10 protein-coding genes are annotated in these 12,608 nt (G+C 60.9%); 2 read left to right on the top strand and 8 right to left on the bottom strand.

Translation table 11 applies throughout. The annotated features are described in order from the left end of the window. Positions 1 to 242: 242 nt before the first annotated feature. From A6U86_RS31040 to A6U86_RS31025, 4 genes are all read right to left on the bottom strand, one after another. Complete coding sequence (locus tag A6U86_RS31040; RefSeq protein ID WP_068399912.1) at positions 243 to 1,295, bottom strand: sugar phosphate isomerase/epimerase; 1,053 nt, start codon at positions 1,293 to 1,295, stop codon at positions 243 to 245. A 259-nt stretch (positions 1,296 to 1,554) separates the two neighbouring features. Continuing rightward, positions 1,555 to 2,502: a substrate-binding domain-containing protein gene (locus A6U86_RS31035; RefSeq protein WP_068399909.1), complete on the bottom strand. Its 948-nt coding sequence runs from the start codon at positions 2,500 to 2,502 to the stop codon at positions 1,555 to 1,557. A gap of 64 nt (positions 2,503 to 2,566) precedes the next feature. After that, positions 2,567 to 3,580 (bottom strand): ABC transporter permease, encoded by a 1,014-nt coding sequence (locus A6U86_RS31030; protein ID WP_068400503.1) that lies wholly within the window; start codon positions 3,578 to 3,580, stop codon positions 2,567 to 2,569. A 62-nt stretch (positions 3,581 to 3,642) separates the two neighbouring features. Beyond that, positions 3,643 to 5,166, bottom strand: coding sequence for a sugar ABC transporter ATP-binding protein (locus A6U86_RS31025; RefSeq protein ID WP_068399905.1), 1,524 nt, complete (start codon positions 5,164 to 5,166; stop codon positions 3,643 to 3,645). A 167-nt stretch (positions 5,167 to 5,333) separates the two neighbouring features. On the opposite strand from A6U86_RS31025, the gene A6U86_RS31020 reads away from it, so the two are divergent. Together A6U86_RS31020 and A6U86_RS31015 are read left to right on the top strand one after the other, a co-directional pair. Further along, positions 5,334 to 6,359 carry a LacI family DNA-binding transcriptional regulator gene (locus A6U86_RS31020; protein WP_068399902.1) on the top strand — a complete coding sequence of 342 codons (1,026 nt, stop codon included), beginning with the start codon at positions 5,334 to 5,336 and terminating at the stop codon, positions 6,357 to 6,359. Between the two features lie 12 nt (positions 6,360 to 6,371). Then, the gene (locus A6U86_RS31015) at positions 6,372 to 6,728 is read left to right on the top strand and encodes a VOC family protein (protein ID WP_068399900.1); all 357 of its coding nucleotides are present in this window, start codon (positions 6,372 to 6,374) and stop codon (positions 6,726 to 6,728) included. 40 nt (positions 6,729 to 6,768) lie between these two features. Here A6U86_RS31015 and xylA read toward each other — a convergent pair whose 3' ends face one another. From xylA to A6U86_RS30995, 4 genes are all read right to left on the bottom strand, one after another. Then, on the bottom strand, positions 6,769 to 8,079 hold the full coding sequence (gene xylA / locus A6U86_RS31010) for a xylose isomerase (protein ID WP_068399897.1): 1,311 nt from the start codon (positions 8,077 to 8,079) through the stop codon (positions 6,769 to 6,771). A 222-nt stretch (positions 8,080 to 8,301) separates the two neighbouring features. After that, positions 8,302 to 9,759, bottom strand: coding sequence for a xylulokinase (gene xylB, locus A6U86_RS31005; RefSeq protein WP_068399894.1), 1,458 nt, complete (start codon positions 9,757 to 9,759; stop codon positions 8,302 to 8,304). 37 nt (positions 9,760 to 9,796) lie between these two features. Then, positions 9,797 to 10,822 carry a LacI family DNA-binding transcriptional regulator gene (locus A6U86_RS31000; RefSeq protein WP_068399891.1) on the bottom strand — a complete coding sequence of 342 codons (1,026 nt, stop codon included), beginning with the start codon at positions 10,820 to 10,822 and terminating at the stop codon, positions 9,797 to 9,799. A gap of 151 nt (positions 10,823 to 10,973) precedes the next feature. Beyond that, positions 10,974 to 12,584, bottom strand: coding sequence for a DHA2 family efflux MFS transporter permease subunit (locus A6U86_RS30995; RefSeq protein ID WP_068399889.1), 1,611 nt, complete (start codon positions 12,582 to 12,584; stop codon positions 10,974 to 10,976). Positions 12,585 to 12,608 lie beyond the last annotated feature (24 nt).

Here is a 12,608-nt window from a genome sequence, read left to right as displayed (position 1 = left end):
AAGCCACCCGCCTCGCCCTTCGAGGGCCCTGCGGGCCACCTCAGGGTGAGGCTGATCTTCTGCGCCAACACCACTACCCTTCACCTACCAATGCCGAAGATGGCCTTTGTGGAGTTTCGCAAAAGCCCGCTCCGCCCTCATCCTGAGGTGCGGAGCCTCTTGAGCTCTGCGAGGGAGTGAAGCCTCGAAGGACGAGGGTGGCCTCTACCTTCTCCCCGCACTCGCGGGGCGAAGGGGTTTGATCAGATCCCCAGCATGCGCCGGTTGGCCGCCTGGTCCGTGCCGCTGCCGGCGAAATCGTCGAAGGCTTTTTCCGTTACACGGATGATATGCGCCTTGACGAACTCGGCGCCTTCACGCGCGCCGTCTTCGGGATGCTTCAGCGCGCATTCCCATTCGACCACGGCCCAACCGTCGAAATTGTTCGCGGTCATCTTCGAGAAGACAGCGCCGAAATCGACCTGACCGTCGCCGAGCGAACGGAAGCGGCCAGCGCGCTCGACCCAGCCCTGATAGCCGCCATAGACGCCCTGCCGGCCGGTCGGGTTGAATTCCGCGTCCTTGACGTGGAACATCTTGATCCGGTCCTTGTAGATGTCGATGTTGTCGAGATAGTCGAGGCACTGCAGGACATAGTGCGAGGGGTCATAGAGCATGTTGGCGCGCGGATGGTTTTTCACGCGCTCGAGGAACATCTCGAAGGTGATGCCGTCATGCAGGTCTTCGCCGGGATGGATTTCGTAGCAGACGTCGACGCCGTTTTCATCGGCATGGTTGAGGATCGGCGTCCAGCGGCGGGCAAGCTCGTCGAAGGCGGTCTCGACCAGACCGGCCGGGCGCTGCGGCCACGGATAGATGAAGGGCCAGGCAAGCGCGCCGGAGAAGGTTGCATGCGCCTTGATGCCGAGATGCTTCGACGCCGTCAGCGCCATCTTCACCTGCTCGACGGCCCATTCCTGCCGCGCCTTCGGATTGCCTCGCACTTCCGGCGCCGCAAAGCCATCGAAGGCTTCGTCATAGGCCGGATGGACGGCAACGAGCTGGCCCTGCAGATGGGTCGAAAGTTCTGTTACTTCGACGCCGTTCGAGCGGGCAACGCCGGCAAACTCGTCGCAATAATCCTTGGAGCTGGCCGCCTTCTTCAGGTCGATGAGCTGGCTTGCCCAGGTCGGAACCTGCACGCCGACATAGCCGGCATCAGCCGCCCATTTCGTGATCGAATCCCACGAGTTGAACGGTGCTGCATCGCCTGCGAACTGGCCGAGAAACAGGCCGGGGCCCTTGATCGTCTTCATCAGTAATTCCTCCCTAATCACGTTCTGTAAACGTTTCCGATGCCTCGCGGACCCTTATGTGAGGCGGTTGGGACACCGTAACCTCGAAAAACTATAGGGTCGTTTGGCTGAAAGTCGAATGCCTCGTGACCTAAACACGGCACGCTGTCGACGGCAAGAGGTACGTGCCGCAAAAATTTCCACTCGATGCGAAATGACACGGCATCTGCATAAAAAACGCCCGCCGGAACCGGCGGGCGCATCTGTTCAGATCAACCGATCAGAACGGTGAATCGGCGAAGTAGAAGTCCTTGGCATTGTCCTTGGTCACCAAGGTCGCATCGAGGATGTAATTGCCGCGAACCGGAACCTGATCGTAGAAGTTAGCAGCCGTCAGCGCCATGGCCGTGCCGACCATCGCCGGCGGATAGAGCACGTCGACCGGGATCAGCTTGTCGCCGTCCATGACCTTCTTGATCATATCCTTCGAGCCGGCGCCGGCGATGACATACTTGATGTCGGTGCGCTTTGCCTGCTCGATTGCCTGCAGCACGCCGACGGCCATGTCATCATCCTGGCACCAGACGACGTCGATCTTCGGGAACTTCGTCAGGTAGTCCTGCATGACCTTGAACGCATCGTCGCGGTTCCAGTTGCCGTACTGGCGGTCGAGAACCTTAACGTTCGAGCCGGCAATACCCTTGTCGAAACCATCTTGACGCTGCTGGTCGATCGGGATTGGCAGGCCGCGAATGATGACGACCTGAGCGTCCGGCGTGTTCTTCTTGATATATTCGCCGGCCGTCTGGCCGAGCGCCGGATTATTGCCGGCAACGTAGAGGTCGCGAACGGAATTGTCGTTGCTGCTCGGCGCACGGTCGACGAGCGTCACGAACTTGCCCTTGTCCTTGACTTCCTTGATGGCGTTGACCAGCGGATCCGGGTCAGACGGCAGGATCACGAGCGCGTCGATGCCCTGGGTCTCAAGGTCCTGCACGGCGTTTGCCTGGCTGGCGGCATCAGGCGAGGTCTTGACGATGACGGTCAGTCCCGGATGCTCCGCCATCAGCAGCTTGGCGACACGCTCGGCATGGAACACCACGCCCGAGGTCCAGCCATGGTCGGCGGCCGGAATGGAGACGCCGATCGTCACCTTCTTGTCTGCGGCATGTACCGTGCCGGCCAAAGCCGCCATCACTACCGCCAGTCCCAATAGTCTTTTACGCATGTTTATCCTCCCAGATAGAGACAGGGCCTTGTCACAAGAACCGGGCGCCCCCTGACCCGGTTATTCATGATTTGCGTGCAAGCGAGCGCTGGACCAGCATGGCGATGATGATGATCGCGCCCTGGATGGCACTCAGCAGATACTCGCTGATGAAATTGGAAAGCAGCATGATGTTGCCGACGAGCTCGAGGATGAAGGCGCCGCAGATCGTGCCCCATACCCTGCCCGCGCCGCCCTTCAGCGCCGTTCCGCCGACGACCACGGCGGTAATCGCTTGCAGCTCCCAGAGAATGCCCGTCGTTGCCGACGTCGACCCGAGCCGCGGCACATAGAGAAGCACGGCAATCGCCACACACAGGCCCTGGATGACAAAGGCGACGGTGCGGACGCGATTGACCGCCACGCCGGAATAGCGCGCAACATCACGATTGGAGCCGACGGCGATGACATGCCGGCCGTAGCGCGTGCGATAAAGGATGAAGGCCGCGATACAGGTGACGACAAGGATGACCACGATCGGAACCGGCACACCCAGCACGGAGCCATAATAGACGGGCTTGTAGAGCGCTTGTACATCCGCCGGTCGCAAGGTGATCGCGCCGCCCTGCGACAGCCAGGTCGTCAAGCCGCGGTAGACGCCCATCGTGCCCAGCGTCGCGATGAAAGGTTCGATCTTGCCCATGGTCGTGATCAGGCCATTGGCCAGACCGCACAGGACACCCGCGACAACCGAGAACAATACCGCAGCCGCCAGCATCAGGCTCGGATCGGCGATGACGCCCGAGTTCATGAACAGGATCATCAGGCTCGCGACGAAGGCGACCATTGCACCCACGGACAAATCGAGATCGCCCGCCGAGATGACGAAGGTTGCTCCCACCGCGATAATCGCGATGAAGGCGCATCTCGTCGCGACATTGGTAAGATTGGTCATGCCGATGAAATTCGGATTGACCAACGCGCCGACGATCAGAAGCAGCACCAGCGCCGCAAACGGCGCCACGGCCCGCAGATCCACATCCCGCCAGGATCGGCCCCGTCTGACTGTCTTCTCGCTGCTATCCTCGCCCACGCTCATATCCAAAACCAACCTCCCGCCCCATTATTGCTTGGGAATTCACTTATGCCTTCGCCGCCCGTTCAGGCAGCCGTCTTTTTCTTCAGGCCCGCCGCATAACGCATGATCTCCTGTTCGGAGATTTCGTCGCCTTCGAGCATGCCGACGATCCGGCCTTCGCGCATCACGGCCACCCGCGTGCACAGCCCGATGACCTCAGGCATCTCCGAAGAAACGACAATGATCGAATGCCCGTCACGCGCCAGCGCCGAGATGAAATGATAGATCTGCTGCTTCGTGCCGACATCGATGCCGCGGGTCGGCTCGTCGATGATGATGATCTGTGGCTCGGTCTCCATGACCTTTGCCAGCAGCAGCTTCTGCTGGTTGCCGCCGGACATTCGGCCGGCAACGATGTTTCCGTCGCGAACGCGGATATCGAAACGGCGGCGTGCTCGCGCCAAGGCATCGGCTTCACTTGCGGCGCTGAGATAACCGAACCTGCCGTGCCGATCGAGCGACTGCAACGTAAGGTTCGCCGTCATGCCGGAATTCAGAAGCAGGCCCTTGGACTTGCGGTCCTTGGTCATATAGGCAAGGCCGGCACCGATCGCGGCATGTACATCATGCGCCGGTACGGATTGTCCGTTGGCGAAGACCTCACCAGATGCACGCGAGCGCAGGCCGACGATCGCCTCCATCAGCTCGGTGCGGCCGGAGCCAATCATGCCGGAAAAGCCGAGTATCTCGCCCTTGCGCAGCTCGAAGCTCGCATCGCGGACATAGCCAGTCGAGATGGAGTTCACCGCGAGCACGACCTTCTCATCGACATCGGGCTCGTTCTTTGCTGGATAGAGACTGGAGAGTTCACGCCCGACCATCAATTGCGCGATGGATTCACCGTCGAGCAACGAGGTCGGCGACGTCTTCACCCACTGGCCATCGCGCAGGACCGTGACCCGGTCCGTCAGCTCCATGACTTCATCGAGCTTGTGCGACACGAAGACGAAGCTCGTGCCCTGGTCGCGCAGCTTTCGCACCTGCTTGAACAGAAAGTTGGTTTCCTCACGCGACAGCACGGCCGTCGGCTCGTCCATGAAGACGATTCGCGCATCACGGCTGATCGCCTTGGCAATCTCGACCATCTGCTTGTCGGCAACGGAAAGCGTGCTGATCATTGCGTTCTCATCGACATGCGACCCGAGGAGATCGAGCACGCGCCGCGTCTCCGCCCGCATGTGCTTGCGGTCGAGCACACCGAAATGCGTGACTTCGCGGCCCAGAAACAGGCTCTCGGTCACGGTCAGATGTTCGGCAAGATTGAATTCCTGGTGGATGATGACGATGCCGAGCGCCTCGGCGGCGCCATTCGGCGGCAGCTTCACCGGCTTGCCGTCAAGCAGGATTTCGCCGGAACTGGGCTGCTCGAAACCGGAGAGAACCTTGACCAGCGTCGACTTGCCGGCGCCGTTTTCACCCATCAATGCATGGATTTCGCCGGCCCGGAGATCGAAGTTGACGCTGAACAGAACCTGCACGCCATTGAAGGACTTACAGATTCGCTTCGCTGACAGCACAACGGCACCGTCGACGGCCTCCGAATTCATTGCTTCCTCCCCTGCGGCTCCACCCGCTTTCCTTGCTGTGTAAACCTTTACATATAACGTGTAAAGGTTTACATCGTTGGATATTGCACAATTCTTCGGGGTCACCTTTGACCTGCACGGAAGTCTGTGTAGTGTCCGGTGCGAGACGAGACCCAAGGCAGAGCGCAGTGTCGAATTCCACGCCCGCAACCATCGAAGACGTCGCCCGAATTGCCAATGTTTCGATCGCAACGGTCTCCCGGGCAATCCACATGCCGGAGAAGGTCGCCAATTCGACGCGGCTGAAGGTCAATCAGGCAATTGCCGTCACCGGCTACACGACCAATGCCATGGCACGCAGCCTCAGGCTCGGCCGTTCCAACATGATTCTCGTGGTCGCACCCGACATTGGCGACCCCAATTTCTCCAATATCCTCATCGGCCTGGAGAACGAAGCGCGCGCGCATGGCTATGGCATCCTCATCGGTCACACGCAGAACGATGCCCAGCGCGGGCTGGAATATCTGAAATTCCTGAATTCCAACCAAGCGGCGGGATTGATCCTGTTCACCGGCATATTGCCTTTCGGACACCAGACGATGACGGCGCGCTTGCCGCCGAGCGTCGGCGTGTTCGAGCCGGTGTTCAATGGCGGTATTCCCTATGTCGGCGTGGACGATATCGCCGGTGCGCGCAAGGCTGTCGACCTGCTGATCGCCGAAGGCCATCGCAAGATCGCGTTTATCGGCGATTCCCGCACCCGCCTTGCCTATAGCCGGCGGCGCATGGGCTACGAGGCCGGGATGGATGCCGCCGAAATCGGCGAGGATCTCCGCATCGTTCTCGACGGCGACGGCACCATCGAGAGCGGGCGGCTGGCCGTCGAGCAGCTTTTCATGCGCGACACGCTGCCGACAGCCTTCATGTGCGTCAACGATCAGACCGCAATCGGCGTGATGATCGGCCTGAAGACACGCGGCTACGACATTCCCGTGGACTTTTCGGTGACCGGCTTCGACGACGTGCCGCAAGCCGTCTTCATGACGCCATCGCTGACGACGATCCGCCAGCCGCGCACCGCCATCGGCAAGCATGCCATGGCGCTGCTGCTCGAGCTCCTGTCGGACGGCCAGCCGACGGAGACGGAAATCCTGCTGTTGCCGGATCTGGTGGTGCGCAATTCTGTGTCGGCGCCGTCGCGTATCAGGCGATAGGGAGGCGCAGCCATGCCGCTCGGCAGGATCACCCTCTATGTCCGCGATGTGGAAGCGACGATCGATTTCTACCAAAGACATTTTGGCTTCAAGCCGCTCCGGCAGGAGGGTGATCGGATTGTCGAACTTTTGGCATCGGATGGCGGCGCCAATCTGATGATCCATCAGGCAGGAAAGGCCCAGAAGATGGGCCAGGTGCTGGTGAAACTGGTCTTCGACGTCGAAAATGTCGATGCATTCCGCGCCAAATGCGCGGGCGATGGACTGGAATTCGGCCCTCTGCATCAGGCCGACGGCTATGTATTCGCCAATGCCAAGGACCCCTCGGGAAATCCCATCGCTATTTCCAGCCGCGCGTTCAGGCGGTAGTCCGAGAGGCGACGAATAGCCGCCTCCCGGATGTCATCGATCAAACGTAACGATTGACGATGTTCTCAAGCAGTTCCTGCTTGCCGGACTTCGGCTGCGGATTGATATCCTTGGCCTCGACCCACTGCGCGATCTGATCGAGTGAATATTCGCCGCGAAGCAGCTTCTGTCCTTCGGCCGAATCCCAACCGGCGTAGCGGTCGGCGAGCGGCTGCGACAGCGCCTTGTCTTCGATCATCTTGGCAGCGGCCTTCAGGCCACGGGCGCAGCAATCCATGCCGCCGATATGACCGATCAGCAGGTCTGCCGGATCAAGCGACTGACGACGCAGCTTCGAATCGAAGTTGGTACCGCCGTTCTTGAAGCCGCCGCCTGCCAGAACCTGGTAGTAGGCCAGCGTCATTTCCGGAACGTTGTTCGGGAACTGGTCGGTATCCCAGCCGGACTGGTAGTCGTTGCGGTTCATGTCGATCGAGCCGAAGATGCCGAGTGTGTTGGCAAGCGCCAGCTCGTGCTCGAAGGAGTGGCCGGCGAGGATCGCATGGCCCTGCTCGATATTGACCTTCACTTCGTTTTCGAGGCCGTTCTTCTTCAGGAAGCCGTAGACGGTTGCGACGTCGTAATCATACTGGTGCTTGGTCGGCTCCTGCGGCTTCGGCTCGATGAGGATCGTGCCCTTGAAGCCGATCTTGTGCTTGTACTCGACCACGAGGTTGAGGAAGCGGCCCATCTGGTCCAGTTCGCGCGTCAGGTCGGTATTGAGCAGGGTTTCATAGCCTTCGCGGCCGCCCCAGAGCACGTAGTTCTCGCCGCCGAGCTTGTGGGTCGCGTCCATGCAGGTCTTCACGGTCGCAGCCGAGAAGGCGAAGACATCCGGATCCGGGTTGGTGGCAGCGCCCGACATGAAGCGGCGGTTGGAGAAGAGGTTCGCCGTGCCCCACAGCAGCTTGACGCCGGTTTCGGCCTGCTTCTGGGCGAAGTAATCGACGATCTCGTTGAGGTTCCTGGTGTTCTCGGCAAAGTTCTTGCCTTCCGGACGCACGTCAGCGTCATGGAAGCAGTAGTAGGGCGAGCCGAGCAGCGTGAAGAATTCGAACGCGACGTCGGCCTTCAGCTTGGCGGCTTCCATCGTCTCGTTGAACCAGGGGCGAAGGAAAGTCTGGCCGCCAAAGGGGTCGCCGCCCGGCCAGGTGAAGGTGTGCCAATAGGCGACGGCAAAGCGGAGGTGATCCTCCATGCGCTTGCCGGCAACGACCTCGTCCTTGTTGTAATGACGGAAGGCCAGCGGATTGGTGCTGTCAGGGCCCTCGTATTTTACCTTGCTGATATCGCCGAAAAATCCGGTGCTCATAGTGTGTCTCCTTGGGTTTGCTGTTCAAATGTTGTTGTTCGTTCCGTGTCGCTTAGCCCCTCACCCTAGCCCTCTCCCCGCCTGCGGGGAGAGGCGATGACCTCCGTATCCTTGCCGAGCAAATCGTTAGGAGTGGGCAGTAGCTGCCACTTTCCCCTTCTCCCCGTAAAACGGGGAGAAGGTGCCCGACAGGGCGGATGAGGGGCTCACCCGCACGGTATTTCAATGCGCAGACAACGGCTTGATCGCCGGATAAAGCGCCCGGTAGCGCTTGTAGGCATCCGCATAAGCATCCTTCAGCGACGCGACGGGCTCGATCGTCCCTGCCGTCTGTGGCGGTGTGCAGACCGCAACCGGATCGGCGCCCGTCGCCGCGATCAGGCCGAGGCGCGCAGCACCGAAAGCGGCACCGAAATCGCCGTCCGCCGGCAGATCCACCGGCACGCCGAGCGCCGTGGCGATCGAGGCCAGCCAGTAGCGCGAGCGCGAGCCGCCGCCGATGGCGGTGACGCGCGCAATATCGGTGCCGGCGGAGCGCAAAGCCTCCAGATTGTCACGGATGGCGAAGGATACGCCTTCGAGCACGGCCTGCGTCAGCACGGCGCGGCCGCTTTCATGACCAAGGCCGATGAAGGCACCGCGGATCGTCGCGTCATTGTGCGGCGTGCGCTCGCCTGAGAGATAGGGAAGGAAGGTAACGCTGGAAGGCGCTTTCAGCGTCTCGCCCAGCTCGCCGGTGAGGTCGGCGGCGGATTTGCCTGTCACGCCCGAATGCCAGTTCAGCGCATCGGTCGCCGACAGGATGACGCCCATCTGGTGCCAGGTATTCGGCAGCGCATGGCAGAAGGCATGCACGGCACTTTCCGGCTTCGGAAGATAAGAGCCGTTGGCCGCGAAGAGCACGCCCGATGTCCCGAGCGAAACGAAGGCGGCGCCATGGCTGACCGTGCCCATGCCGCAGGCCGAGGCTGCATTGTCCCCTGCCCCGCCGGCAACGACGACATCGCCGCCGATACCCCATTTCGAGGCCAACTCGCCACGCAGCTTGCCGGCGGCTTCCGTCCCCTCCACCAAGGTCGGCATCTGCTTCTCGTCGAGATTGGTCGCGGCAAGCAGCTCGGAAGACCATTTGCGCTTGCCGGTATCGAGCCAGGAGGTGCCGGCGGAATCGGACATTTCCGACATGTGTTCGCCGGTCAGCCACAGGCGCAGATAGTCCTTCGGCAAAAGCACCCAGCGCACTTTAGCGAAAATTTCCGGCTCGTGCTTGGCGACCCAGGCGAGCTTGGGCGCGGTGAAGCCCGGGAAGACGATATTGCCGGTCAGAGCGCGGAAGCGCGGATCGGCATCGAGCGCGGCAGCCTCATGATAGCTGCGCGTATCGTTCCAGAGGATGCAGGGGCGCAGCACCTTGTCGTCGGCATCGAGCAATGTCGCCCCATGCATCTGGCCGGAAAGGCCGATGCCGCGCACCGCCGCCAGCTCCTTTGGATGCGCCGCCTTCAGCCCGGCAACCGCTTCCTCGGTCGCGCGGACCCAGTGCGCCGGATCCTGCTCCGACCAGCCGGGATGCGGACGCGATACATCGAGATCGCCATGGGCGGAACCGATGATCTTCTGATTGCCGTCGATCAGCATCGCTTTGACGCCGGACGTTCCGAGATCGAGACCCAAATACATCAGATGCTACTCCCTGTGTTCTGCCGTTTTCGAATGATCAGGGCAGATTATCCTTCAAGAAAATGTCGAGACGTATGCGCTCCTGGTCGGCGATGACGCCCTGACCATCGGCCTTCGCCTTCATCACGCGAATGGCGCTGCGCACTTCATGGCCGGCATCCTGGTTAAGAACGGCGTCGATCGTGCCATCCATCAGCGCGGCGCGCGTATGCTGCGTCAACTCATGCACGACGACGGTCAGCTCGCGCTCGGGCCGAACGGCCTTTACGGCCGCAATCAGGCCCCGGTTGCCAGCGCCGAGGCTGTAGACGCCGATGATCTTTGTGCTGCCGGAAAGCGCCTTGGAAACGAGCGACCTGGCACGCTCAGGATCATCGCGTCCCTCGAGCACAGGCAGCAATCGTAGCTTGGGAAACTCCGCCGCCATGACGGCTGAAAACCCTTCCAGACGCTCACGATGGTCGCGCACCAGCATCGAGCCGGCAAGAACGGTGATATCGCCCTCCTGCCCACCGAGAAACCGGCCGAGCAGGCGGGCGGCGGTCCGCCCCGCAGCGATATTGTCAATACCGGCATAATGATGCCGAGTGGAATCGGTGAGGTCGGAGACCAGGGTGACCACGGGAATACGCTCGGATACGAGGCGGTCGACGGCGGCCCGCACCTCCGGTGCGTCCGTTGCCACAAGCGCAACGCCGGCGAGATCCTGTCCTTGCAGCGCATCGAGTGCGGCAACCAGTGCCGACACATCAAAAGGCGGCACCTCCAAAATGCGGATTTCGGTGCGCTCGAAGCTTGAGCGCAATGTTGCCTGATGCACCTCGGAGCGAAGTCCGTGCATGAAGGAATTATCGCCTGTCGGCAGGATGAAGACGATGGGATAGACGCGGCCCTTGGCCAGATTGGCGGCGGCGACATCGCGGATGTAGCCGATCTCGTTGATCGCGGCTTCCACCTTCTCCCGCGTCACCAACCGCACGCCCGGCCGCTGGTTCAACACGCGGTCGACGGTGGCAAGGCTCACGCCCGCGGCAGCAGCGATATCATGAACGGTCGGTCTCATCAGCTCCTCCTGCCGAGATCCTTACTGCGATTTCTGATGTACGTAAATCAGAAATTTTCAGCCGCCCGATTTTCCTGCCGATTTTTCCTCCAGAAACGAAAAAGGCCCCTCGCTTCGAGGGGCCTTCTATCGATACCGGCCTGGCGTGAGATCAATGGCCTCCGCCACCTCCACCGTCGCCTGGCGCATTCGGCTTGCTCAGCATGAGCACCCCGAGGATCATCGCCAGGAACAGGATGGTGAGCATCAGAAAGATGTCGCTGAAGGACATGACCACAGCCTGTTGCGTTGCCATGTTGACCATCTGCCTCAGCGCAGCCTGCTGTCCGTTCAGCCCCGAGGCGGTAAAGCTGGCAGCCATGTTGTTCAGCTGATCGACGGCAATCTGATTGCCCCAGTGAATATTGTCGCGCAGGTTGAAGTAATGCTGGTCCTGCCGGTTCGTCAGCAGCGTGTTGATGATAGCAAGGCCAACAGCGCCGCCGAGGTTACGCGTCAGGTTGAACAGGCCGGACGCTCCGCGCATGCGGGCGGGCGGCATAGTTCCAAGCGCGATATTGTTGATCGGCACCATGCAGAGCATCAGCCCGAATCCGCGCAGGATCTGCGGGATCATCAGTTCCCAAAAATCCCAATCCGTCGTCAGATGCATCATGATGTAGGTACCGGCCGAGAAGCTGGTGAAACCGATGATCATCAGGATGCGCAGGTCGATCTTGCTCGACAGGAAGCCGGCAAGCGGCGCCGTGAAGAACATGGTCAGGCCCGAAACGAACATCGTCTCGCCGATCTGCAGCGAATCGTAACCGCGGATACGGGCAAGATAGAGCGGGTAGATATAGGTCAGGCCGTAGAGACCGATGCCCATAACGAAGGAGAACACCGAACCGAAGGAGAAGTTCTTGTTAGTGAACGCCTTCAGATCCACCACCGGGAACTCGGCCGTGAAGGCTCGGTAGAAGAAGATGACCGCACCGATGGCCGAGGCGATAGCGCCGGCGACGATATAATTGTCGTTGAACCAGTCGTTGGTGTTGCCTTCCTCGAGCACATATTCGAGTGCGCCAAGGAAGACGCCCATCGAAACCAGGCCCCACCAATCGAATTTCTTCATCAGCGACAGTTCGGGCTTGTCGAAATCGATGAAATTCCAGGTGACGATCGCAACGATGATGCCAGGCGGAATATTGACGAGGAATAGCCAGTGCCAGGAAAAGGCATTGGAGAGATAGCCGCCAACCGTCGGGCCGATGGTCGGCGCCAGCGTCGCGATCAGGCCAATGATCGGCGAGACGACATTGCGCTTCGATGGCGGGAAGATGGTGAAGGCAGCCGCAAAGACCGAGGGGATCATGCCCCCGCCGATAAAGCCTTGCAGCGCACGATAGATGATCATCTGGTCGATGTTGGTGGCGGTCGCGGCAAGCGCGCTCGCTGCGGTGAAGCCGGCTGCCGAGATCGCGAACAGGTAGCGCGTGGAAATGATACGCGCCAGCGTTCCCGACAACGGGATCATGATGACTTCGGCGATCAGATAGGCCGTCTGCACCCAGCCGATTTCATCCGAGCCGGCGCTGAGGCCGGCCTGGATTTCGCTGAGCGAGGCAGACACGATCTGAATGTCGAGGATCGACATGAACATGCCGAGCACCATCGCCAGAAAGGCGATGAGCTTCTTGGTCTCGATATGATCCACCGCTGGTGGCGCGGCAGGGCCGGCCGCGCGTGGGGGCGACCCTGCAGTAGTGCTGGCGGACGACATGCTGCGTCTCTCCCGAGCTTGAGC

This window comes from Rhizobium sp. AC27/96 (assembly GCF_001692325.1).
Classification (GTDB): domain Bacteria; phylum Pseudomonadota; class Alphaproteobacteria; order Rhizobiales; family Rhizobiaceae; genus Rhizobium.
The sequence above is the reverse complement of the archived record's forward strand: the minus strand, read 5'-3'. Positions and strand labels throughout refer to the sequence as shown.